Source organism: Azospirillum sp. UENF 112521 (assembly GCF_058780665.1).
The window spans coordinates 195591-219789 of the sequence record NZ_JBSNCI010000009.1 but is presented as its reverse complement, the minus strand read 5'-3'; the positions used below and the strand labels follow the sequence as shown (position 1 = coordinate 219789).

Sequence of the window (24199 nt, the reverse complement as noted above, 5' to 3'; positions counted from 1 at the left end):
CCGGGCTGCCTTGCGCCACAGTACGGCGCTGGCCGGGGCGGCGCGCCTGGCGATCCTGACCGCATTCCTCGCCCTGCCCCTCCCCGCACTCGCCAACCCCGAAGGCGGCGTGGTCACCGACGGCGCCGCCACCATCCACACGACCGCCCCCGGCCGGCTCGACATCATCCAGTCGACGCCCAAGGCGGTGATCGACTGGCAGCGCTTCGGCATCCGCGACGGCGAGCACACCAATTTCCAGCAGCCCGATGCCGCCGCCATCACGCTGAACCGCGTCACCGGCTCCGACCCGTCGGCGATCATGGGGCGGCTGACCGCGAATGGGCAGGTCTGGCTGGTCAACCCCAACGGCATCCTGTTCGGTCCGAACGCCCGGGTCGATGTCGGCGGGCTGGTCGCCACCACACACGACATCCGCAACGCCGACTTCATGGCCGGCCGTTACAATTTCGAAGGCCGCGCCGGCTCCACCGCGACGGTGGAGAACGAGGGCACGATCACGGTGGCCCAGGCCGGGCTGGCGGCGCTGGTCGCCCCCGGCGTCGCCAACCGCGGCACCATCCAGGCGCGCATGGGCGAGGTGACGCTGGCCTCGGGCCGCCGCTTCGTCGTCGACCTCTTCGGCGACCAGAAGATCAACATCGCGGTGGACGCCCAATCCGATACGAAGACCGACGCCCGCCCCGTCGGCGCCGACGGCAAGCCGGTCGAGGCACTGGTCAGCAACAGCGGCAAAATCTTCGCCGACGGCGGCCGGGTGCAGATGACGGCGAGCGCCGCCAAGGGGCTGGTCGACCGCGTCGTCAACATGTCGGGCACCGTCCAGGCCCGCCGGGTGGAGCAGCAGGGCGGCGACATCGTCCTGCTCGGCGACGGCGGCGAGGTCGAGGTCTCCGGCAGCATCGACGCCAACGGCAGCGGCGCCGGTCAGAAGGGCGGCTCCGTCACCGTGTCGGGCAACCGCACGGCGCTGACCGCCACCGCCCGCATCACCGCCTCCGGTCCCGCCGGGGGCGGGGAGGTGCTGATCGGCGGCGACGTGCAGGGCGGCAGGGCATCGGCCGCCACGCTGGCCGGCTACGCCATCCGCCCGGCGCGCAAGCCGGTGCCGCCCTCCGCCGAGACCGTCGTGGCGCAGGGGGCAAGCATCGCCGCCGACGCCATCGACAGCGGCAAGGGCGGCAAGGTGGTGGTGTGGGCCGACGGCAGCACCCGCTTCGACGGCGCCGTGTCCGCCCGCGGCGGGGCGGCCGGCGGCAGCGGCGGCTTCGTCGAGACGTCGGGCAAGCTGTCGCTGCATGTGCGCGGCAGCGTCGATGCCGGGTCCGGAACAGGGCAGGGGACAGGCGTCGGCGGCTTCTGGCTGCTCGACCCGACCGACCTCACAGTGGCGGCGACCGGCGGCACCATCACCGCCGACACCATCCAGACCGCGCTAAACGGCGGCACCAGCGTCACGCTGCAAACCGAATCGACGGGGACCGATGCCGGCGACATCACCATCGATCAGGCGATCACGAAGTCGGCCGGCGGGGATGCGTCGCTGACGCTGAAGGCCCACCGCAACATCGTCGTCAACCAGAGCATCGTGTCCAGTGCCGGCGCCCTCACCCTCACCCTGAACGCCGCGACCGGCTCCGGCAACGGCATCGTGCGGACGGCGGCCACCTCCGGCACGTCGCCCATCGCCATCACCACCAACGGCGGCAATTTCATCGTCGGCGGCGGCTCCAACCCGGCGATGAAGCCCGCCACCGGCATATCCGGCGGCTATTCGCCCAGCTCCGACCGGGCCGGCGTGGAGTTCCACGACACCATCGTCTCGACCGGCGCCGGCTCCATCCTGATCAACGGCGCCGGCGGCGAAAACAACGGCAGCGGCAACCACGGCATCGTGCTGTACGACAGCCAGCTGACCACCGGGACCGGCTCGATCACGCTGAACGGGGAGGGCGGCAACGGCATCTATTACGGCGACAATGTCGGCGTGCTGCTGTCGTCCTCGGCACTCCAGACCGGGGGCGGCGCCGTTTCCATCACCGGCACCGAGGGGCATGGCGAGAGTTCCCAAGGCAACGATGCGATCCGCGTCACCGACGACTCCTCCATCACCGTGCAGGGCAACGGGGCCATCGACATCAGGGCGGGCGCCAACTCCAGCCGCGACATCCAGCTGAGCGGCGCCGTCATCCGCAACGGCAATGCCCCGATCACGCTGGAGTCGGGCGGCAGCCTGTTCCTGGATGACGACAGCAGCCTGACCTCCGACGGTGCCGTGACGCTCAGGGCGGCGTCCGGCATCTCCCTGATGGACAGCCACATCGTCGCCGCCGACCGGCCGGTCACGCTGAACAGCAACCGCAGCGGCAACGGCGGCGCCATCAGCCTGGGCAGCAGCAGCATCGCGACCGCAGGCGGCGACATCGTCCTGGGCGGCGGCAGCGATCCGGCGAGCATGGCGGCCAGCGCCGATTATGGCGACTGGGCCGGCGTGTCGATCGCCAACAGCTCGCTCTACACCGGCCACGGCTCCATCTCGATCCGCGGCGAGGGCGAGGGGTACAGCAGCGGCACCCACGGCGTGCTGATCAACGGCAGTTCGACCATCGGCGCCGCCACCGGCCGGATCGCCATCCACGGCAAGGCGACCTCCCGGTCCGACAGCCGGAACGCCGGGGTGCTGATCGAAAGCAACGACCAGGGCGGGCCGACCGTCACGGCCGGTTCCACCGCCGCCAACGCCATCCTGATCGACGGCGATGCCAGCGAAGCGGACTCCATCGAGTCCTGGGGTGTCATGCTCCAGGGCAGGGTGGGGCTGCTTTCGTCGGGCGGCGTCTCCATCGCCGGAAAGGGCGGCGCCTCGTCCGCCGATTTCGAGGTCGCCGGCATCGGGCTGGACGCCGAGAACAACGGCAACATCCAGATCGTGGCCGCCGCCGGAGAGGTGTCGCTGCAAGGCACCGCCGGGACCGCCGGCCCCCATGGGACCGCCTCCGCCCTGTACAGAAACGGCGCCGTGACGATCAGCAGCACGCCGGCTCCGCCGCCGCCGCCCCCACCTCCTCCTCCTCCTCCTCCTCCGCCGCCACCTCCCCCACCTCCCCCACCGCCGCCCCCGCCGTTAACGCCGCCGGTGACGGACCCGACGCCGACGACGCCGACCACTCCGGGCACCGACAGCGGAAGCGGTGGCGGAACCGATACGCCGTCCACCAGCACGCCGACCACCACCACCCCGTCGACGGGGACCGGGACGGACACGTCCGGGACCGGAACCACGGGCACGGGAACGACAGGCACCGGAACGACGGACACCGCGTCCCCGGAAACCGGAACGACCACCACGACGGGCGGCAGCCAGTCCGCCGCGTCCGCCTCCAGCTTCGTGCAGGCGGCGCTGCAAACGGTGGCCCAGATCGCCACGACCCCGGCAACGACCACCACCACCACCGCCACGACCGGCACCGGCGCGACCGCCGGAACCACGGCCACCGGAACCACGGCCGGCGCGACCACGCCGCAGACCCTGCTGGCGACGCTGGAGCAGGGCACGGCCAACCAAGGCACGGCCACCCAGACCGCGGCCACCCAGACCACAGCAGGGCAGGGCACCCAGTCGGCCGGCGGCAGTTCCGCCTCCAACAGCGCCCCGTCCAACGGCGCCCCGCCTTCGCCGCCGCCGCCGCCGGGCCCGGCGACGGTCGTGCTCGCCTCCGGCCGCTCGGTCTCCTTCACGGCGGACGCGACGGCGGCCTACTCCTCCGGCGCCACCCTGTCGCAGCCGGGGCCGCAGCTTCTGGCCTCCCCGCAGGTGCAGGCGGCGGCCGGCAGCCTCATCCAGGCGGCCGGCAACGGCGGCATGGTCCAGGCGGTGACGGCGCTGGCGAGCGGCGGCCTGTCGCTGGCCGAACAGCGCGCGGTGCTGGCCAGCGTGCCGGTGGCCACCCTGATCGGCGGGCTGACCGCCAGCAGCGACCCGGTGGCGTCGCGCGTCGGCGGCATTTTGCAGAACAGCGCGTCGGGCCAGCCCGGCGGCTACGCCCAGGTGCGTGCCGCGGCGGCGCAGGCCAGCCTGCCGCCCCAGGTCGCCCGCACCTACCTCGCCATGGTGCAGCGGGTCGAGCGCGAACAGCGCACCCAGGCCTTCTCCGGCGCGCTGCGCCAGCTGGTGGCGAACCCGGCGGCGGCGGACATGCTCGGCCGCCCGTCCGCCGCCTCGGCCCTGCCCAGCCTGCGGCAGGCGCAGGGTGGCCGCACCCGCGGCGGCACCATGACGCTGCGCGGCGTCGTCGCCGACAGCGCCAATCTGGCGGAGGCGCGGGTGAACGGCCGCTGGGTCTTCATCGACGAGCAGGGCCAGTTCCGCACCAGCATCCCGGTGGAGCCGGGGGCGAAGGAAGCCACCCTGACCATGACCGACGAGGCCGGCAAGACGACGGAGCAGCGCATCGCCATCGACAGCGCCACCGCCGCTCCCGACCCGGCCGCCCCGCCGAAGCCGCGCAAGATCGCCCTGATGATTGCCGTCGACAGCTACCGCGACGGCGCCATCCCGGCGCTTGCCACGCCCGACGCCGACATCAAGGCGGTGGGCAAGGCGCTGAACGACCAGCTCGGCTACGAGACGCGGGTGTTGCGCAACCCGACCAAGGCGCAGATCGGCGACGCCCTGCGCAAGCTCGGCCGCGAGGTCGGCGAGCAGGACCAGGTGATGGTCTATTACGCCGGCCACGGCTATGAGCTGGCGGAGACCGGCACCGGCTACTGGCTGCCGGCCGACGCGGAGACGACCAGCGCCCGCAACTGGGTGTCGAACAACGACATCGGCCGCTTCCTCAGCCGCATGCCGGCCAAGCATGTGATGGTGGTGTCGGACAGCTGCTATTCCGGCGCTTTCACCAAGGAGCAGAAGGTCGACGCCAGCCGCCTCGCCAGCGAGACGGAGATGCGGCAGCGCCGCTCGGTCATGGCCCTGTCGTCGGGCGGCGACGAGCCGGTCGCCGACGGCGAGGTGAACTCCCCCTTCGCGGTGGCGCTGAAGAAGCGGGTGCTCGGCCTGCCGAAGGACAGCAGCGGCTACGCCCTCTATCAGGAGGTCCGCCAGGACGTGACCAGCGAGGCGCCGCAGACCCCGCAATACGGCGTGATCCGCACCGCCGGCTACGACGAGGGCGGCGACTTCCTGCTGGACCTGCCCGACCGCCCGATGAACTGAGGGGGAAAGGCTCCCGCAGCGGCCACCCCCATTTTCCCCTGGCGCATAGTTTCAAAAGAAACTATATCAGCGGCAAATGGTCGCGCCCGGCGCCTGCCGCCGGCGCTCCTCGCAGAAGGGAGCAGCCCGCATGACGTCCTCCGCATTCACCTACCGGTCCGGCTTCGGCAACGAATTCGCGACCGAGGCGTTGCCCGGCGCCTTGCCCGTCGGCCGCAACTCGCCGCAGCGCCCGCCCTACGGCCTCTATGCCGAACAGATCAGCGGCACCGCCTTCACCGCCCCCCGCGCCCACAACCGGCGCTCCTGGCTCTACCGCATCCGCCCGGCGGTGGTGCACGAACCCTTCCGCCCGCTGGAGTCCGGCCGCCTGACCAGCCGCTTCGACGAGGTGCCGGCCCCGCCGACCCAGCTGCGCTGGAACCCGCCGCCGATGCCGGACGCACCGACCGACTTCATCGCCGGCCTCGTCACCATGGGCGGCAACGGCGGGCCGCAGGCGCAGACCGGCTGCGGCATCCATCTCTACACCGCCAACCGGTCGATGGAGGGCCGCTTCTTCTACGATGCCGACGGCGAGCTGCTGATCGTGCCGCAGCAGGGCCGCCTGCGCCTGTTCACCGAGCTTGGCGTGCTGGAGGTCGAGCCGCAGGAGATCGCGCTCATCCCCCGCGGCATCCGCTTCCGGGTCGAGCTGCCGGACGGCGAAGGCCGCGGCTATGTCTGCGAGAATTTCGGCACGCCCTTCCGCCTGCCGGACCTCGGCCCCATCGGCTCCAACGGCCTTGCCAACCCGCGCGACTTCCTGACGCCCGACGCCTGGTACGAGGATGTCGACGGCGACTTCGAGCTGGTGGCGAAGTTCGACGGCGCTCTGTGGACTGCCCGCATCGACCATTCGCCGCTGGACGTGGTGGCGTGGCACGGCAACCACGCGCCCTGCAAATACGACCTGCGCCGCTTCAACACCATCGGCTCGATCGGCTTCGACCATCCCGACCCGTCGATCTTCCTGGTGCTGCACTCGCCCAGCGACACCCCCGGCGTCGACAGCATCGACTTCGTCATCTTCCCGCCGCGCTGGCTGGTGCAGGAGGACACCTTCCGTCCGCCCTGGTTCCACCGCAACGTCGCCAGCGAGTTCATGGGGCTGATCCATGGCGTCTACGATGCGAAGGAGGAGGGCTTCCTGCCCGGCGGCGCCAGTTTGCACAACTGCATGAGCGGCCACGGCCCCGATGCCGAGACCTTCGCCAAAGCGACGGCCGCCGACACCAGCCGGCCGCAGCGGGTCGCCGACACCATGGCTTTCATGGTGGAGACCCGTGCGGTGATCCGTCCCACGCGCCACGCCCTGGAAACCGCGGAGTTGCAGCACGATTATTATCGCTGCTGGCAGGGGCTGGCGAAGCGCTTCGACCCCAACCGTCCCTGAAGGAAGCGTCCCGGACGCAGGGCAGGGCAGGGCGACAGGACGGCCGCCGGCTCCCGACCACGCGACAATTTGTCTCGACGGCGCGCGCGCGGACTTCCACACTGCACCCGTGCCATTCGGGCGCTTGGCAAGGGGAGAAGGGCCGATGGCGGCCGGTGTTGGCAATGGTGATGGTGGCAATGGCGGGGAAAGCCGGTCTCTGCTCGACCGGATGATCGACCGCATGACGGTGCAGCGCAACGCGCTGGCCTGGGCGGAGCGTGAGGTCGCCGGCCGCGACGGGCTGGTGCTGGAGGTGGGGCTGGGCAAGGGCCGCACCTTCGACCATCTGCGCCACCTGTTCCCGCCGCGCGACATCCTGGTCTTCGACATGTGGGTCCGCGTGCCGCCGGAGCTGACGCCCGACGAGGACCGCCTGTTCGTCGGCGATTTCAAGGAGACCATGCCGGCGGCGGCGGAGCGGTTCGGCCGCTGCGCCCGGCTGGCCCATGCCGATTTCGGCAGCACCGACCGCAACCATGACGCCGCGCAGGCGGCGTGGCTGGCGCCGCTGATCGATGCGCTGGTGCTGCCCGGCGGCGTCGTGCTGTCCGACCGGCCGCTGGACCGTCCCAACTGGACCCGGCTCGACCTGCCGCCCGACGAACGCTGGACCTACCATGCCTGGAGGGTGGAAAGCTGAGCGGAGCAGGGTGGATCGAAGCAGGGTGGATTGAAAAAGGGCGCATGGCAAAAGCGCCGTTGGAAAACGGACCGGGCCACGCCCATTTATTTCCCCTCATCCTCCGCTGCATGACAGGGGCGGCCGGCGACGGCTGCGACGCTGAAGGCCGCGACGCTGAAGGCCATTGATGAACCGCAACATTTTTCAGTTCATTTGGAAGCACAGCGGGCGGCAGCAGATCCTGCTCGCCCTGTTGACGGTCGCCTCCTTCCCGGTGCTCTACGCCTCGCTGGAACTGCCGAAGATCATCATCAACCGGGCCTTGTCGGACCCGCAGCCGGAACGCGAGATCCTCGGCGTCGCCATGGGGCCGGTGACCTACCTCCTGGTTCTCTGCTTCACCTTCCTGGCGCTGGTGCTCGCCAACGGCGCCTTCAAGATGCGGATCAACACCTTCAAGGGCGTGGTCGGCGAACGGCAGGTGCGGCGCCTGCGCTTCATCCTGCTCGACCGCATGCTGCGCTTCCCGCTGCCGCATTTCTCCAAGGTCAGCCAGGGGGAGCTGATCTCCACCGTCGCGTCGGAGACCGAGCCGCTGGCCGGCTTCATCGGCGACTCCTTCGCCCAGCCGCTCTACCAGGGCGGCACGATGCTCACCATCCTGCTGTTCCTGTTCATCCAGCAGCCGACCATCGGGCTGGTGTCGGTCGCCCTCATCCCGGTGCAGGCCTACATCATCCCGAAGCTTCAGCTGAAGGTGAAGCTGCTGGGCAAGGAGCGGGTGCGCAAGGTCCGCCAGCTGTCCGAACGCATCGGCGAAAGCGTCGAGAACATCCGCGAGGTCCGCGTCAACGGCACCGTCCGCTATGTCCTGGCCGAATTCTCACAGTACCTCGGCAGCATCTACTGGATCAGGCTTGAGATCTACAAGCGAAAGTATTTCGTCAAGTTCCTGAACAACTTTATCAATCAGATCACGCCCTTCTTCCTGTTCTCCATCGGCGGCTATCTGGTCCTGCAAGGCAACATGACCATCGGCGCCCTGGTGGCGGCACTCTCCGCCTTCAAGGATTTGACGGCGCCCTGGAAGGAGCTGCTCGACTATTACCAGAACATGATCGACGCCCAGATCAAGTACGAGCAGATCGCCGAGCAGTTCTCTCCCCCTTCCTGTTCGACTGGGCCACACCGACCCCCGCCACCCCGACCGACCTGAAGGCCCCGCTGCGGCTGGAGGCGGTGACCTGGGCCAACGAATACGGCGACCGCATGCTGCAGCGCCTGTCGCTGGAGGTGCCGCCGGGCGCGCTCATCGGTATCGCCGGCACCAACGCGCTGGCGCTGCGCCGTCTGGCCGAGGTGCTGGTGCGGCTGTCGCCGCCGACCTCCGGCCGGATCGCCATCGGCGACCGCAAGCTGGACGAGCTGCCGCTGGATCTGCTGGGCCGCCGCATGGCCTATGCCAGCCCGGAACCGCGCATGTTCACCGGCAGCATGATGCAGAACATCACCTACGGCCTGCGCCACCGCCCGCCGGCCGACGACCCGGACAGCATGACCCCGGCCCGCCGCCGCGAGATCGTCGAGGCCCAGGCGTCGGGCAACTCCACCGACAGCATGGACGGGATCTGGACCGACTTCGGCATGATCGGCGCCACCGACTGGACCAGCCTGCGCCCCTGGTTCATGCAATGCCTGGCCGCCACCGGCGGCGAGAGTGCCGTCTACCAGCGCGGCCTGCGCGAGGTGTTCGACCCCGACGACTACCCCTTCGTCGCCCAGCCGCTGCTGCGCGCCCGCCACTGGCTGCGCGACGCCATCGCCGAACGCGGGATGGACGCACTGCTGGCCCGCTTCGAGCGCGACCGCTTCAACCCCTATGCCAGCATCGCCGAGAACATGCTGGCCGGCCTGCCGGACGGCAAGCGGCTGACCGTCGCCCGCATGGTCTGCAACCCCACCGTCCGCGGCCTGATGGAGGAGCACGGGCTGTGGGACTCCGCCGTGCGCATCGGCCGGCGCTTCGCCTTGCGGGTGGTCGGCGTCTATCGCGACAGCGACGATGGCGACGTCATGATCATGCGCTACCCGCACATCGACGACGCCCTGTTCGAGGAGCTGGTGGAGGCGGTCACCCGTCTGAAGCGCCGGTCCGAACGGCCGCAACGCCGCCATCAGGAAGCCGACACGCTGCTGTTCGCCACCATGTTCCTGATGATCGTGCCCAAGCGCGACGGCATGGACTTCATCCCGCAGGCGGAGCGCGAGGCGATCATGGCGATCCGCGCCCGCGTGCTCGACGACATGCCGCACGAGCTGCGCGACAAGGTCGCCATCTTCCACCCCGACCTCTACCACCCGCGCCTGAACGTGATGGACAACCTCCTGTTCGGCCGCATCACCACCGAGGATCCGCGCGCCATCACCAAGCTCCGCGCCCTGGTGGACGAGGCGCTGGAACGGACCGACGCACGGGCCTTCGTGCTGATCCTGGTGGCGCTGGGCGAGGTCGGCATCGGCGGCTCGCTTCTGCCGATCAGCGTGCGCCAGCGCGTCCAGCTGATCCGCGGCCTGATGAAGAAGCCCGACATCTTCGTCATCTACCAGGCGCTGAACAGCTACGATCCCGAGGAACGGCTGCGCATCTTCCAGGCGATGAAGGAGCTGCTGCCGACCATGACGCTGATCGTGCTGGAGGAGCGGATTTCCGACAATCCCGCCTTCGACGCGCTCTACGACCTGGAGGACGGCCGGCTGGTCCGGCGCGGCCACATCGGCGCCGACCAGGACGAGGACACCGTGCCGGGAGAGGGGGAGGGAACCGACGAGCCGGCCCTGCGCCTGCTGTCGCGCTCGCCCGTCTTCTCCGACCTGCCGGAAACGGTGCTGCGCCGGCTGCTGGCGGCGTCGGAATGGCGCACGGTCGCGGCCGGCGACTTCATCTATCGCAGCGGCGAACAGTCGGAATTCGCCTTCGTCCTGGCGGAAGGGGAGGCGGAGCTGGTGCGGCTGATGCCGGACAACCAGCCGCCGCTGCACATCGCCTACATCAAGCCGCCCGAGGTGATCGGCGAGCTGGAGCTTCTGGCCGGCGTGCGCCGCTTCTCCACCATCCGCGCCCGCACCGACCTGCGGCTGCTGCGGCTGGACGGGCCGACCATGCTGCGCCTGCTGTCGTCGGTGCCGGACCTGCCGATGCGGGTGATCCAGCAGATCGGCAAGCGCCTGACCAGCGAAGCCCCCGCCGTCCCGCCTCCGGTCCCGGCCCCGGCCCCGGAGGCGGCCCCGGAGGCGGCCCCTGCGGATAGCCGATCCGAAACGGAAGTATGATGAAATGGACGCAGTAGGGCAGGCGCACCAAGCATCCCCTCTCCCCCCGGGGAGAGGGTTAGGGTGAGGGGGATGCATGGCGTGGCTATCCCGGGAATCCTCGCTGTGCGCCCCCCTCACCCCGACCCTCTCCCCGCTTTCGGCGGACCAGAGGTCCGCCTGTCGCGTCAGCGCAAACTTCGTTTGCGCGAGAGCGGGGGAGAGGGGGATAACGGCGAATTGCGAACGGCTTTGTAAAACGGGAGGAGAGCGGCGCGATGCTGAAGGTTGAGGGCCTGACGATCCGCTTCCGCAACGCCCCCCATCCGGTGGTGGACGGCGTCGGCTTCTCCATCGGCGGCGGGCAGAGCGTGGCGCTGGTCGGCGAGTCCGGCTCGGGCAAGACGCTGACCTGCCGCAGCATCCTCGGCATCCTGCCGCGCGGGGCGACGGTCGCCGGCGGCTCGATCCTGTTCGGCCATGGTGCGGAGGCGGTCGACCTGCTGCGCCTGTCGGCATCGCGCCTGCGCGACATCCGCGGCAGCCGCATCTCGATGATCTTCCAGGAACCGATGAGCGCACTGTCGCCGCTGCACACCATCGGCGACCAGACGATGGAGGTGCTGCGGCTGCACGGCAACTGCAACCGCAGCAGCGCGCGGGAACGCTGCCTCGCCATGTTCGAGCGGGTGGGCTTCCCCGATCCGGTCCGCGCCTTCCGCTCCTATCCGTTCCAGCTGTCGGGCGGCCTGCGCCAGCGCGCGATGATCGCCATGGCGATGGTCGCCCGCCCGCAGCTGCTGATCGCCGACGAGCCGACCACCGCGCTGGACGTGACGCTCCAGGCCCAGGTGCTGGCCTTGATCAAGGAGTTGCAGGGCGAAACCGGCATGGCGGTGCTGCTGGTCACCCACGATCTGGGCGTCGTCGCCAACATGGCCGACGCCGTGGTGGTGATGCGCGCCGGCCGGGTGATGGAATCGGGATCTTGCGCCGACGTTCTCGGCCGGCCGCTGCACGGCTACACCCGCAAGCTGATGGCCGCCGCCCCCTCCATCCCGGAGACGGCCTGCGCGCAAGGGTCCGGCACCGTGCAAGACCCCATCCTGGAGTTCCACGGCGTCGCCAAGACCTACGAGCGCGGCAATGTCCGCATCCGCGCGCTGGACGGCGTCGACCTCTCGGTCGGCCGCGGCGAGACGCTGGCCATCGTCGGCGAGTCAGGATCAGGCAAGACGACGCTGGCGCGGCTGGCCATGCTGGCGGAGCGGCCGGATCCCGGTGGCCGCCTGCTGTTCCGGGCATCCGCCGGCGAACCGCCGCTCGATCTCCTTTCCGCCGCCGGGCCGGAGCTGACCGCCTACCGCCGCCGGGCCCAGATGGTGTTCCAGGACCCCTACGCCTCGCTCAGCCCCCGGATGAGCGTCGGCGAGATCATCGCCGAGCCGCTGGCGATCCACGGCGTCTGCGGCCGCGGCGAGGGCCGCGAGCGTGTACGGGCGCTGATGGCGCAGGTCGGGCTCGACCCCGCCTGGGCCAACCGCTATCCGCACGCCTTCTCCGGCGGCCAGCGCCAGCGCATCGGCATCGCCCGCGCGCTCGCGCTCGACCCCCAGCTGCTGATCTGCGACGAGCCGACCTCCGCACTCGACGTGTCGGTCCAGGCGCAGGTGCTCGACCTGCTGGAATCGATCAAGCAGCGCTTGGGCCTCAGCCTGATGTTCATCTCGCACGATCTGGCGGTGGTGGCGCGGCTGGCCGACCGCGTCGCGGTGATGCGCGCCGGCCGGGTGATGGAGGAGGCGCCGCCGGCCATCCTGTTCTCCGCCCCGCTGCACCCCTACACCCGCGCGCTGATCGCCGCCTCGCCGGAGCCGGACGTGAGCCGTCCCATCGACATCGCCACCGTGGCCTTGGGCGCCGGCCGCCCCGACCTGTGGCCCGAACCCTTCCGCCCCGCTGCCGACGGCGCGCCGCCCCCGCTGGTGGAAGCGGCCCCCGGCCATTTCGTGAGGCGGGCGGCATGAGGACCGGAGTGCTCCATAGCGACGACGCGCGTGACCTTCACCCTCTCCCCCCCGGGGAGAGGGAAGGGGCCCACCGCTCTGCGGTGGGAAGGGTGAGGGGGACGCGCGGCGGGATGCTCGCGCAAATCCTTCTCCTCCTCCTGACCCTCGCCACCCCCGCCGCCGCCTTCACGCCGCAGGATCCGCCGATGCTGCGCGACCAGGTGCGCTACGGCCTGATCCCGCCCGTCCGCCAGCGCATGCCGGACGAGCCGCTGATCGTCGATGTGGAGGGCAAGGGCCGCGACCTCGGCCTGTCCGGCGGCTGGATCCGGACCTTCATCACCCAGCGGCGCAACAGCCGCATCGCCGTGCTCTACGGCTATGCCCGGCTGGTCGGCTACACCGCCAAGCGGGAGATCGTGCCCGACATCCTGAAGGACGTTCAGGTCGTCGACGGCCGCGACTTCACCCTGACCCTGCGGGCCGGCCACCGCTGGTCGGACGGCGCCCCCTTCACCAGCGACGACATCCGCTACTGGTGGGAGGACATCGCCAACAACCCGATGCTGTCGCCCTCCGGCCCGCCGCGCTTCATGCTGGTGGACGGCAAGCCGCCGCAGGTCAGCTTCCCCGACGCCGTCACCGTCCGCTTCCATTGGGACGAGCCGAACCCCTATTTCCTGCCGACGCTGGCCGCCGCCCGGCCGCCCTTCATCTACCGGCCGGCCCATTACCTGAAGCGCTACCACGCCCGCTACACCAGCGAGGCGGAGCTGGCGCCGCTGCTCGCCAAGTACAAGGTCCGCAACTGGGCGGCGCTCCACAACGCGCTCGACGACATGTTCCGGATGGAGAACCCGGACCAGCCGACGCTCCAGCCCTGGATGGCGGTCTCCAAGGGCACCGGCAACCACCTGCTGTTCCAGCGCAACCCCTACTACCACCGCTTCGACCGGCGCGGCATGCAGCTTCCCTATGCCGACGGGCTGGACGTGTCGGTGATGGGCGGCGGGCTGATCCCGGCCCAGGTCGCCACCGGCAAAGCCGACCTCCAGGCCGAAGGGCTGACCTTCTCGCAGGTGCCGGTGCTGGTGTCGGGGGAGCGGGACGGCAACTACCGCACCCTGCTGTGGCCGGAGGGCAAGGCGGCGGAAATCGCCCTCTACCCCAACCTGAACTACAACGACCCGGTCTGGCGAACCCTGCTGCGCGACGTGCGCTTCCGCCGCGCCCTGTCGATGGCGATCGACCGCCGCATCGTCAACCGCTCGCTCTTCTTCGGGCTGGCCGAGGAGAGCGGAGTCGACGTGCTGCCGGGCAGCCCGCTGTTCAAGCCGGAACGCAAGGGGGTGTGGACCGGCTACGACCCGAAACAGGCCTCGGCCCTGCTGGACGAGATCGGGCTGACGCGCAGGCGCGGCGAGCTGTACCGCGAGCTGCCGGACGGCCGCCCGCTGGAGGTGATCGTCGAGACCTCGGGCGAGAAGCCGGAAATCTCCGACGCGATGCAGATCATCGCGGAGACCTGGCGCGACATCGGCGTGCGGCTGCTGATGCGCACGGTCGACCGCGACGTGCTGCGCAACCGGGTCTATGCCGGCCAGACGATGATGGCGGTGTGGGGCGGCTGGGACAACGGCATCCCCGACCCAGACAGCAGTCCGGAGGAGCTGGCGCCGATGACCCAGGAGAATTTCAGCTGGCCGAAATGGGGCCAGTATTACCAGACCTCCGGCAGCGCCGGCGAACCCATCGACATGCCGATCCCGCAGGAGCTGATGGACATCGCCCGGCGCTGGCGCCACACCACCGACGAGACCGAGCGCCGCGCCCTGTGGTCCGCCCTGCTCGACATCCACGCCGACCAGATCTACGCCATCGGCGTGGTATCGAAGACGCCGCAGCCCATCGCGGTATCGAACCGCCTGCGCAACATCCCCGACAAGGGGCTGTGGCTGTGGGATCCCGGCGCCTATCTCGGCGTCTACCGCCCCGACGAGTTCTATTTCACCGACGCCCGCCCGGCCGATCCCGAGCCGGTCGGCATCCACCGCGGGGAGGACTGACGGCCATGCTGCGCTTCATCCTGCACCGGCTGCTGGTGATGGTGCCGACGCTGTTCGTGGTGTCGATGCTGATCTTCATCGTCATCAACCTGCCGCCCGGCGATTACCTGTCCAACCAGATCGCCGAGCTGCGCGCCACCGGCCAGGAGGCCGGGCTGGCGAAGGCGGAGTTCCTGCGCCACGAATATGCGCTCGACCGCCCGCTGGCCGAACAGTACCTGATCTGGATCGGCGTCTGGCCGGGGCCGAACGGCTTCCACGGCCTGCTCCAGGGCGATCTCGGCTGGTCCTTCGAGTTCAACAAGCCGGTGGCGGCGGTGGTGGGCGAAACCCTGTGGTTCACCGTCATCCTCAACCTCGCCGCCGTGCTGTTCGTCTATCTGGTGTCCTTCCCGCTGGGGGCGCTGGCGGCGATCCGCGCCAACAGCTGGGTCGATTACCTCGCTGCCGCCGTCGGCTATATCGGGCTGGCAACGCCAAACTTCCTCTTGGCGCTGATCCTGCTCTATTACGGCCAGAAATGGCTGGGCCTGCCCATCGGCGGGCTGGTCGACGCGAAATACGAGGACCAGCCGCTCAGCTGGGCCAAGGCCGGCTCGGTGCTGGAACATTTGATCATCCCGACCATCGTCATCGGCCTGTCCGGCACCGCCGCCATGGTGCGCCGCCTGCGCGCCAATCTGCTGGACGAGCTGGGCAAGCCCTATGTCGTCACCGCCAAGGCCAAGGGCGTGCCGCCGCTGCGCCGGCTGACCCGCTATCCGCTGCGCATGGCGCTGAACCCCTTCGTCTCCGACATCGGCTCGCTGCTGCCGTCGCTGGTGTCGGGATCGGTGCTGATCTCCGTCGTGCTCAGCCTGCCGACCATCGGCCCGGCCCTGCTGGAGGCGCTGCGGGCGCAGGACATCTTCCTGTCCGGCTTCATCCTGATGTTCATCTCGCTCTTGGTGCTGGTCGGCATGCTGGTCTCCGACATAGCACTCGCCCTGCTCGACCCCCGCATCCGCCTCGGCAAGGCGAGGAAGGCCCAGTCATGAAAGAAGGGGGCATGAAAAAGGGGGACATGAAAGACGGGGGCATGACGGACTCGGGCGTGACTGGCGGCGGCACGGGCGGCAGTTGGGAGCATTACGTCGACAGCCGGCCCTATCCCGATCCGGCCGCGGCGGACGCGCCGGCCACCCGCTTCGACGCCAACGCCTCCACCGGCCGGCTGATGCTGCGCCGTTTCCTGCGCCACCGGCTGGCGGTGCTGGGGGCGCTGTTCCTGGGCCTGTCCTATCTCAGCCTGCCCTTCGTCGATTTCCTGGCGCCCTACAGCGCCAACGAGCGCGACGTGGAGCATCTCTACGCCCCGCCCCAGGGCGTCCACCTGTTCCACGAGGGGCAGTTCATCGGCCCCTTCGTCTATCCGACCACCGGGCGGCCCGACCTGAAGGACTATCGCTGGCGCTACGAGACCGACGCCAGCCGGCCGATGCCGCTGCAATTCCTCTGCCCCGGCGCGCCCTACCGCTTCCTCGGTCTTGTCGAATCGCGGCTCCGGCTGGTCTGCCCGCCGCCGGGGGCCTCTCTGCATCTGCTGGGCACCGACCGGCTCGGCCGCGACATGCTCTCGCGCCTCGCCATCGGGGCGCAGCTGTCGCTGACCGTCGGGCTGCTCGGCATCGCGGTGTCCTTCGCCATCGGCATCACGCTGGGCGGCATGGCCGGCTATTTCGGCGGCTGGATCGACGCCGGGGTGCAGCGCCTGTCGGAAATCCTGAAATCCCTGCCGGAGCTGCCGCTGTGGCTGGCACTGTCCGCCGCGGTGCCGGCGCAATGGTCTCCGGTGACGGTGTTCCTCTGCATCTCCGTCATCCTCGGCCTGCTCGACTGGCCGTCGCTGGCCCGCGCCGTGCGCTCGCGCTTCCTGGCCTTGCGCGAGGAGGATTTCGTCATGGCGGCGGAGCTGATGGGCGCCAGCCCGGCGCGCATCATCCGCCGCCACCTGCTGCCCAACTTCGCCAGCCACCTGCTGGCCAGCGCCACCCTGTCGATCCCGGCGATGATCCTCGGCGAAACGGCGCTGTCCTTCCTGGGGCTGGGGCTGCGCCCGCCGGCGACCAGTTGGGGGGTGATGCTGAACGACGCCCAGAACCTTATGGCCGTGGAAACCTATCCCTGGGTGTCATTGCCGATGCTGCCGGTGATTCTGGTAGTCTTGTCCTTCAACTTCTTCGGCGACGGCCTGCGCGACGCCCTGGATCCCTATCATGGCGACTGACCCGTCATCGCCGCTGGACGCCGGCTGGCGGCCTGTCCGGCGCTCATATATATCACAGCGCATAGAGGCGTTGCCCTTACCCGGTCGGAAGTCATATTGATGCGCGGCAAAATCCATGTGAGGGGTTCTCTCCAGGCTGGAGCCTTGCCGCCGGTGCCTGGACGACCCCGCAACCACCGGCGCCGAACCGGTTCCAAAGACAAGCACAGCGATCTGTTCCGCGACGGATTGTCGGTTCCGAAGCATTGCTGAAGCGGAGTGTCCGAGCATGCACCAGCCACAGCCGCCCCTTCGGCCCCTCCATCCCGACCGGACGCCGCCGCGCATCCTGCTCTACAGCCATGACACCTTCGGGCTCGGCCATCTGCGGCGGTCGCGGACGATTGCCCAGGCCCTGGTGTCGGCCTTTCCCGACGCCTCCGCGCTGATCCTCACCGGCTCGCCGGTCGCCGGCCGCTTCGACTTTCCGGAGCGGGTCGACCATGTGCGGCTGCCCGGCGTGGTGAAGCAGCCCGACGGCGGCTACACCGCCCGCAACCTCGGCCTGCCGATCGAGGAGACCACCGCGATCCGGGCGGAGATCATCCGCGCCACCGCCCGTGCATTCCGCCCGACGCTGGCCATCGTAGACAAGGAGCCGACCGGCCTGCACGGCGAATTCCTGCCGGCGCTGGACGAGATGCGGGCCAGCGGCAACACCCGCATCGTGCTGGGCCTGCGCGACGTGCTGGACGCGCCCGAGGCTCTCCAGCCGGAGTGGGAGCGCAAGGAGGCGGTCGCCGCCATCGAACGCTACTACGACCAGCTCTGGATCTACGGCCTGCCGGAGGTCTACCGCCCGCTCGACGGGCTCGATTTGCCGGCGGAGATCGCGGCGCGGCTGCGCTACACCGGCTATCTGAAGCGCGAGCCGACGGAGGGCGGCGGCGCCGTCCAGGCGGCGGACAGCCCGATGACCGGCCCCTATGTGCTGGTGACGCCGGGCGGCGGCGGCGACGGGGCGGCGCTGGTCGACTGGACCATCGCCGCCTACGAGAGCGATCCGGACCTCTCCCCGCGCGCCCTGATCGTCTACGGCCCCTTCCTGGAGGATGCACGCCGCCAGGAATTCGCCACCCGCATCCGCCAGCTGAAGGGCAGGGTGGAGACCATCAACTTCCATTCCCGCATGGAGGATCTCTATGCCGGCGCGGTCGGCGTGGTGGCGATGGGCGGCTACAACACCTTCTGCGAGATCCTGTCCTTCGACAAGCCGTCGGTGCTGGCCCCGCGCACCCGCCCCCGGCTGGAACAGCGCATCCGCGCCGAGGCGGCGGAGGCGCTGGGCCTGCTGCGCACGCTGGACAGCGACCGCGACGGCGCCGACCCGCGGGCGATGGCCGACGCCATCCGCGCCCTGCCGGGCCAGCCGCCACCCTCGGCCAGCCCGCTGCCCGGCCTGCTCGGCGGGCTGGAGCGCATCGTCGACCTGACGCGCGAGGTGCTGGCGGCCGACTCGGTGCTCCCCCGCGCCACCCCCGTCACCCCGATCCGCCGGGCGGCGGAACGGCTGTCCCGCGCCATGGCAGGCAAGCGCGCATGACCGACGCCGGAACGGGCGGCGGCATGTCGTCCGATGCCATGGGGACTGGCAAGCCGCTGAAGATCGCCGTGGTGGTGAAGGGCTATCCCCGCCTGTCGGAGACCTTCATCGCGCAGGAGCTTCTGGCCCTCCAGCAGCGCGGCATCGATCTGGCGATCTGGTCGCTGCGCCACCCGACCGACAGCCGCCGCCACGCCCTGCACGAGCGCATCACCGCCCCGGTCCATTACCTGCCGGAATATCTGCGCGACGAGCCGGCCCGCGTGCTGCGGGCACTCGGCCGCCTGATCCTGAGCCATCCGGCCGGCCTGCTGCGCACCGCGGCCGGATGGCTGCGCGACCTCGCGCGCGACCGCACCGCCAACCGCGGACGCCGCTTCGGGCAGGCGCTGGTGCTGGCGGCGGAGCTGCCGGCCGACGTGCCCTTTCTCTACACCCATTTCCTGCACACCCCGGCGTCGGTCGGGCGCTATGCCGCGTCGATCCGCGGCATCGGCTGGGGCTTTTCCGCCCATGCCAAGGACATCTGGACCACGCCGGAGTGGGAGAAGCGCGAGAAGCTGGCAGACGCCCGCTTCGGCGCCACCTGCACCGCCGTGGGTGCGGCCCATCTGCGCGCTCTCGCCGCCGACCCCGGCCGCATCGACCTCGTCTATCACGGCCTCGACCTCTCGCGCTTCCCCGCCCCGCCGGACCGCGGCGACGCCCCGGCCCGCGACGGCTCCACCCCCGACCGCGCGGTGGAGATCCTGTCGGTCGGCCGGCTGGTGGAGAAGAAGGGCTATGACCGGCTGCTCGACGCGCTGGCGACGCTGCCGGACGGGCTGCATTGGCGGCTGGTCCATATCGGCTCCGGCGACCTCAAGCAGGCCCTGCGCGCCCAGGCCGAGCGGCTCGGCCTGTCGGACCGCATCGAGTGGCGCGGCGCCCAGGATCAGGCGACGGTGATCCAGGCGCTCCGCCATGCCGACCTGTTCGTGCTGACCAGCGTGGTGGCCGGCGACGGCGACCGCGACGGCCTGCCGAATGTGCTGATGGAGGCGGCGAGCCAGCGCCTCGCCATCCTCTCCACCGCCGTGTCGGCCATCCCGGAATTCATCGCCGACGGCACCCACGGCCTGCTGACCGACGGCACCCCGCCAGCCATCGCCGCCGCACTGGAACGGCTCGCCGCCGACCCGGCGCTGCGGCTGCGGCTGGCCAACGCCGCCTATGGCCGGCTCTGCGCCGAGTTCGGCATGACCGCCGGCATCGACCGCCTCGTCCGCCGGCTGGAGGAGGCCGCGGCGTGACCGCCCCCCTCCCGCGCATCGCCTTCCCCCGGATCGCCTTCCCCCGGATCGCCTTCTATGCCCCGCTGAAGCCGGTCGACCACCCCATCCCCTCCGGCGACCGCCAGATGGCGCGGCTGATCCTGCGGGCGCTGGAAACCATCGGGCCGGTGGAGGTGGCGAGTAGCCTGCGCGTCTATGACGGCGCCGGCGACCCCGCCATTCAAGCCCGCCTGACCACCGCGGCCGCCGCCGAGTGCGACCGGCTGCTGTCGCTCTACGCCGCCAAGCCGGAACGGCGCCCGGCGCTGTGGCTCAGCTACCATGTCTATTACAAGGCCCCCGACCTGATCGGCCCGGCGGTCGCCCGCCGCCTCGGCATCCCCTATGTCGTGGTGGAGGCGACCCGCGCCCGCAAGCGCCTGACCGGCCCCTGGTCCGCCTTCGCCGCCGCCGCCGAGGCCGCCATCGAGGCCGCCGCCCTCGTCCTCTGCGTCAGCGCCCGCGACCGTCAGGCGGTGGAGGCCTACGGCCCGCCCGGCCAGCGGGTGGCGATGCTGCCCCCCTTCCTCGACCTGCCGCCTGCCCCGGAAGTCCGAGAGCCGACCGCGCCGCCCCGCCTGCTCACCGTCGCCATGATGCGGCCGGGCGACAAGCTGGCCTCCTACCGCCTGCTTGCCGAGGCTCTCCAGCTCCTGTCGGCCCAGCCCTGGACGCTCGACATCGTCGGCGACGGCCCGGCGGCGGCAGAGGTGGCGGCACTCTTCGCCCCCTTCGGCCCACGGGTGACGCTGCACGGCGCCTGCCCGCCGGACAGCCTCGCCAACCATTACCGCACCGCCGACCTGCTGGTCTGGCCCGGCCTGAACGAGGCGTTCGGCATGGTCTATCTGGAGGCTCAAGCGCACGGCGTGCCGGTGCTCGCCATCGACAATGCCGGCACCGGCACCGTCATCCGCGACGACGTCGGCGGCCGGCTGACCGGCCCGGCCCCGGAGGAGTTCGCCGCCGCGCTCGCCGCCCTGCTGGCCGATCCGCCGGCCCTGCGCGCGCTTGGCCGCAGCGCCCGCGCCCATGTCGAGGCCCACCACGCCCTGACCGCGGCAGCCGACCGCCTGCGCGGCCTGCTCAGCGGACTGATGTCATGATCCGCCTCGCTTTCCTGCGCCACGGCGTCACCGCCTGGAACCGCGAGGGCCGCATCCAGGGCCGCACCGACATTCCGCTGGCCCCGGACAGCCGCGAACAGCTCGCCGCCCTGACCCTTCCGCCGGACTGGTACTCCGCCACCCTGCACGCCAGCCCGCTCTCCCGCGCCGTGGAGACCGCCGCCCTTCTCGGCAAGGGCCGCCCCGTCCACAGCGACCCGCGCCTGATCGAAATGGACTGGGGCGCCTGGGAGGGCTTGCATGGCCGCGACCTGCGCGCCGACCCCGCCAGCGGCTACCGCGACCTCGACCAGTGGGGCTGGGACTTCCGTCCCCCCAACGGCGAAAGCCCCGCCGATGTGCGGGAGCGGTTGACGGGGTGGCTGGAAGATCTGCTCTCTCTCCCAACCCGGGACCAATCCCCTCTCCCCCCGGGGAGAGGGTTAGGGTGAGGGGGACGCACGGCGAGGATCTTTTCGGCTGCGCCGAACCCCCTCATCCCGACCTTCTCCCCAGGGGGGAGAAGAAGACACCTCCCTCCCACCTCGTCGTCACCCACATCGGCGTGATGCGCGTCGCGCTGGCGCTCGCCTGGGGCTGGGACTTTCGCGGCCCGCCGCCGGTGCCGGTCAAGCGCAACCGCCTCTACGCGATGACGCTGGCCGCCGACGGCACGCTCCGCCCGGCCGGTCCAAAAGAGGGGGAGCGCCTGTCATGAGGCTGCTGATCGCCGTCACCCATCTGCTCGGCACCGGCCATCTCAGCCGCGCGCTGGCCCTGGCCGAGGCATTCACCGCCCGCGGCTGGCGCGTCGATGTCGCCAGCGGCGGCCGTCCCGCCCCCCATCTCGAAACCGGCAACGCCACCCTGCACCAGCTGCCGCCGCTGGCGAGCGACGGCGCCGACTTCGCCACCCTGCTGGGCGCCGACGGCTCCCCCGCCGACGCCGGCCTGTTCGCCGCGCGGCAAGCGATGCTGACCGGCCTGCTCGACAGCCTCCGCCCCGATGTCCTCATCACCGAACTCTTCCCCTTCGGCCGCCGCGCGCTGGCCGCAGAGTTCGACGCCCTGCTGGAGCGCGCCCGCTCCCTGCCGCACCCGCCGCTGACGCTGGCCTCGGTCCGCGACATCCTGGCCCCGCCCTCCAAGCCCAAGCGGGTGGCCGAGACCGAAGCCCGCCTGCTGCGACTCTATGACGGCGTGCTGGTCCATTCCGACCCCGCTTTGATCCCGCTGGAGGACAGCTGGCCGCTGACGCGAGCGATGATGCCGCTGCTGCGCTACACCGGCTTCGTCGTGCCGCCGCCGCCCGTCCCCGACGACGGCACGGACGGCACCGCCGAGATCCTGGTCACCGCCGGCGGCGGCCCGGTCGGCCGCCCGGTCTTCGAGGCCGCCGCCCAATGCGCCGCCTCCGGCGCCCTGCCGCAGCGCTGGCGCCTCCTGGTGGCGAAGGGCGACGCGGCGCTGGCCGACCGGCTGCGCGCCCTGGCCCCGCCCGACCGCCTGCTGGTGGAGCCGGTGCGCCCCGACTTCCGCGCTCTGCTGGGCCGGGCGTCGGCCAGCGTCGGCCGCTGCGGCTACAACACGGCGCTCGACTGCCTGACGGCCGGCGTGCCCAGCGTCTTCTGCCCCTTCGAGGACGGCAAGGAGGTCGAACAGACCATCCGCGCCGCCATCCTGGCCCGCCAGCCCGGCATCGCCACCCTGCGCGAGGCCGATCTGACGCCCGACAGCCTCGCCCGAGCGTTGCAGTCGGTGCTGGGCGCCCGCATCCCGCCGCTCAGCCCCGCCGCCCTGGCCGGTGCGGCGCGCAGCGTCGAGATCGTCGAAGCCCTGTTGGCGGAGAAGACACCATGACGAACTGGACCGCCGTAACCGAAGAACTCGCCCGCTGGACCGATCTGGACCGCCGCTGCCCGCTCTGGCTGCGCGACGACGACGCGGTCGCCGCCAGCCGGCAGCTCGACGAATTGCTCACCCGCTGCGCCAATGCCGGCATCCCCCTCGGCCTTGCCGTCATCCCGGCCGATGCCGAGCCGTCGCTCGCCGAAGCCTTGGCCGACCATGCCCACGTCACCCCGCTGGTCCATGGCTGGTCCCACACCGACCACGCCGCCCCCGGCCGGAAGAAGTGCGAGTTCGGCCCCGAACGCCCACCCGAGACCCGGCAGGCCGAGGCCGAACGCGGCCTGTCCACCCTGCGCGGCCTGTTCGGCGACCGCGTCCTGCCGCTGTTCGTCCCGCCCTGGAACCGCATGGCCCCCGACATGCCGGCCTGCCTGTCGGCCTCCGGCTACCGCGCCGTCTCCGCCTTCGGCCCGTCCCCGGCGCCCCATGACGGCATCGCCTGGATCAACACCCACCTCGACCTGATCGACTGGCGCGGCAGCCGCTCCGCCGTGCCGCTGGACGGGCTGCTCGACCTGCTGTGCCGCGAACTGCGCGACCGCCGCGAGGGCCGGCGCAATCCCGCCGAGCCCATCGGCCTGCTGACCCACCACCGCGTCCACGACGCGGCGATCTGGGATCTTCTGGACCGCCTGCTGGACCGGCTGGCCGGGCATCCCGCGATGGAATGGCCGGCCATCGCCAGCTTGGGCATCGGCAGCTTGGGGCGCCCCCGCCCCGAAAACGAATTCAACCGATGAGTTCCGCCTTGGTTTTGGACACGCCGACACTCGATACAGACCGCTTCACCTTGCGAAAACTGGTCCGGGAGGACACCGCAGCCCTCTTCCCGACCTTTTCCGACGAGGCGCAGTGCCGCTTCATGTCGCAGCCCCATTTCACGACAATGGACAACCTGGCCGACTGGCTGACGGATCCGACATGGCCCGGCCGGAGCTGGGCGGCAATCGACAAATCCGACGGGTCCCTGGCCGGCCGCTACGTCGCCTATCCGGGACGGGACCAAGGGGTCCTCGAACTCGGCTACATCACGGCGGCGCACCGTCAAGGACAGGGCGTCGCCGCCGAATGCGTCGCAGCACTCGTCGACCATCTGTTCCGGAACGAGGGATATCGCAAGCTGTTCGCCGAGATCGATGCGGAGAACGCGGCATCCGTCGCGCTGATCGAGAGGCTGGGTTTCCGGCGCGAAGGCTGCCTGCGCGAGCATGAGACGACCCACAAGGGCGTGTGCGACATGCTCGTCTACGGCCTCCTCCGTCGCGAATGGCTCTCCGGCAGGACCGCCTGACCGAAAAAAAGCCGGCCCGCGTCAGTGAC

Annotated in this window: 17 protein-coding genes; all 17 read left to right on the top strand. The window is 70.8% G+C overall.

Annotated features, from left to right (window positions below; translation table 11 throughout):
• Positions 1-10 precede the first annotated feature (10 nt).
• Positions 11-5218, top strand: a complete 5208-nt coding sequence (locus ACWPN8_RS32565; protein WP_492243799.1) for a two-partner secretion domain-containing protein — start codon at positions 11-13, stop codon at positions 5216-5218.
• Positions 5219-5348: 130 nt separating this feature from the next.
• The gene (gene hmgA / locus ACWPN8_RS32560) at positions 5349-6653 is read left to right on the top strand and encodes a homogentisate 1,2-dioxygenase (RefSeq protein WP_492243798.1); all 1305 of its coding nucleotides are present in this window, start codon (positions 5349-5351) and stop codon (positions 6651-6653) included.
• A gap of 145 nt (positions 6654-6798) precedes the next feature.
• Positions 6799-7335 (top strand): class I SAM-dependent methyltransferase, encoded by a 537-nt coding sequence (locus ACWPN8_RS32555; RefSeq protein WP_492243797.1) that lies wholly within the window; start codon positions 6799-6801, stop codon positions 7333-7335.
• Positions 7336-7504: 169 nt separating this feature from the next.
• Complete coding sequence (locus tag ACWPN8_RS32550) at positions 7505-8533, top strand: ABC transporter transmembrane domain-containing protein (protein ID WP_492243796.1); 1029 nt, start codon at positions 7505-7507, stop codon at positions 8531-8533.
• A gap of 23 nt (positions 8534-8556) precedes the next feature.
• Entirely contained in the window at positions 8557-10647 is a 2091-nt protein-coding gene (locus ACWPN8_RS32545; RefSeq protein WP_492243795.1) for a cyclic nucleotide-binding domain-containing protein, read from the top strand.
• A gap of 257 nt (positions 10648-10904) precedes the next feature.
• Positions 10905-12653: an ABC transporter ATP-binding protein gene (locus tag ACWPN8_RS32540; protein ID WP_492243794.1), complete on the top strand. Its 1749-nt coding sequence runs from the start codon at positions 10905-10907 to the stop codon at positions 12651-12653.
• Positions 12654-12766: 113 nt separating this feature from the next.
• Complete coding sequence (locus ACWPN8_RS32535; RefSeq protein ID WP_492243793.1) at positions 12767-14701, top strand: ABC transporter substrate-binding protein; 1935 nt, start codon at positions 12767-12769, stop codon at positions 14699-14701.
• 5 nt (positions 14702-14706) lie between these two features.
• On the top strand, positions 14707-15738 hold the full coding sequence (locus tag ACWPN8_RS32530; RefSeq protein WP_109449332.1) for an ABC transporter permease: 1032 nt from the start codon (positions 14707-14709) through the stop codon (positions 15736-15738).
• Between the two features lie 41 nt (positions 15739-15779).
• Positions 15780-16967 carry an ABC transporter permease gene (locus tag ACWPN8_RS32525; RefSeq protein WP_492243792.1) on the top strand — a complete coding sequence of 396 codons (1188 nt, stop codon included), beginning with the start codon at positions 15780-15782 and terminating at the stop codon, positions 16965-16967.
• Positions 16968-17235: 268 nt separating this feature from the next.
• Entirely contained in the window at positions 17236-18549 is a 1314-nt protein-coding gene (locus tag ACWPN8_RS32520) for a glycosyltransferase family protein (protein ID WP_492243791.1), read from the top strand.
• Positions 18546-19841: a glycosyltransferase family 4 protein gene (locus ACWPN8_RS32515; RefSeq protein WP_492243790.1), complete on the top strand. Its 1296-nt coding sequence runs from the start codon at positions 18546-18548 to the stop codon at positions 19839-19841. The genes ACWPN8_RS32520 and ACWPN8_RS32515 overlap by 4 nt, the downstream gene beginning before the upstream one ends.
• Positions 19838-20968, top strand: coding sequence for a glycosyltransferase family 4 protein (locus ACWPN8_RS32510; RefSeq protein ID WP_492243789.1), 1131 nt, complete (start codon positions 19838-19840; stop codon positions 20966-20968). The genes ACWPN8_RS32515 and ACWPN8_RS32510 overlap by 4 nt, the downstream gene beginning before the upstream one ends.
• Positions 20965-21420: a histidine phosphatase family protein gene (locus tag ACWPN8_RS32505; RefSeq protein ID WP_492243788.1), complete on the top strand. Its 456-nt coding sequence runs from the start codon at positions 20965-20967 to the stop codon at positions 21418-21420. The genes ACWPN8_RS32510 and ACWPN8_RS32505 overlap by 4 nt, the downstream gene beginning before the upstream one ends.
• Positions 21417-21686 carry a hypothetical protein gene (locus ACWPN8_RS32500; RefSeq protein ID WP_492243787.1) on the top strand — a complete coding sequence of 90 codons (270 nt, stop codon included), beginning with the start codon at positions 21417-21419 and terminating at the stop codon, positions 21684-21686. The genes ACWPN8_RS32505 and ACWPN8_RS32500 overlap by 4 nt, the downstream gene beginning before the upstream one ends.
• The gene (locus tag ACWPN8_RS32495; RefSeq protein WP_492243786.1) at positions 21683-22828 is read left to right on the top strand and encodes a glycosyltransferase family protein; all 1146 of its coding nucleotides are present in this window, start codon (positions 21683-21685) and stop codon (positions 22826-22828) included. Before ACWPN8_RS32500 ends, ACWPN8_RS32495 begins: the two co-directional genes overlap by 4 nt.
• Entirely contained in the window at positions 22825-23619 is a 795-nt protein-coding gene (locus tag ACWPN8_RS32490) for a polysaccharide deacetylase family protein (RefSeq protein WP_492243785.1), read from the top strand. The genes ACWPN8_RS32495 and ACWPN8_RS32490 overlap by 4 nt, the downstream gene beginning before the upstream one ends.
• Positions 23616-24170 carry a GNAT family N-acetyltransferase gene (locus ACWPN8_RS32485; RefSeq protein WP_492243784.1) on the top strand — a complete coding sequence of 185 codons (555 nt, stop codon included), beginning with the start codon at positions 23616-23618 and terminating at the stop codon, positions 24168-24170. Before ACWPN8_RS32490 ends, ACWPN8_RS32485 begins: the two co-directional genes overlap by 4 nt.
• Positions 24171-24199: the final 29 nt, after the last annotated feature.

Coding starts and splice junctions, on each gene's coding strand:
- ACWPN8_RS32540 (WP_492243794.1), top strand. CDS start 10,905: ATGCTGAAGGTTGAGGGCCTGACGATCCGCTTCCGCAACGCCCCCCAT.
- ACWPN8_RS32555 (WP_492243797.1), top strand. CDS start 6,799: ATGGCGGCCGGTGTTGGCAATGGTGATGGTGGCAATGGCGGGGAAAGC.
- ACWPN8_RS32535 (WP_492243793.1), top strand. CDS start 12,767: ATGCTCGCGCAAATCCTTCTCCTCCTCCTGACCCTCGCCACCCCCGCC.
- ACWPN8_RS32505 (WP_492243788.1), top strand. CDS start 20,965: ATGATCCGCCTCGCTTTCCTGCGCCACGGCGTCACCGCCTGGAACCGC.
- ACWPN8_RS32550 (WP_492243796.1), top strand. CDS start 7,505: ATGAACCGCAACATTTTTCAGTTCATTTGGAAGCACAGCGGGCGGCAG.
- ACWPN8_RS32515 (WP_492243790.1), top strand. CDS start 18,546: ATGACCGACGCCGGAACGGGCGGCGGCATGTCGTCCGATGCCATGGGG.
- ACWPN8_RS32525 (WP_492243792.1), top strand. CDS start 15,780: ATGACGGACTCGGGCGTGACTGGCGGCGGCACGGGCGGCAGTTGGGAG.
- hmgA (WP_492243798.1), top strand. CDS start 5,349: ATGACGTCCTCCGCATTCACCTACCGGTCCGGCTTCGGCAACGAATTC.
- ACWPN8_RS32520 (WP_492243791.1), top strand. CDS start 17,236: ATGCACCAGCCACAGCCGCCCCTTCGGCCCCTCCATCCCGACCGGACG.
- ACWPN8_RS32495 (WP_492243786.1), top strand. CDS start 21,683: ATGAGGCTGCTGATCGCCGTCACCCATCTGCTCGGCACCGGCCATCTC.
- ACWPN8_RS32490 (WP_492243785.1), top strand. CDS start 22,825: ATGACGAACTGGACCGCCGTAACCGAAGAACTCGCCCGCTGGACCGAT.
- ACWPN8_RS32530 (WP_109449332.1), top strand. CDS start 14,707: ATGCTGCGCTTCATCCTGCACCGGCTGCTGGTGATGGTGCCGACGCTG.
- ACWPN8_RS32485 (WP_492243784.1), top strand. CDS start 23,616: ATGAGTTCCGCCTTGGTTTTGGACACGCCGACACTCGATACAGACCGC.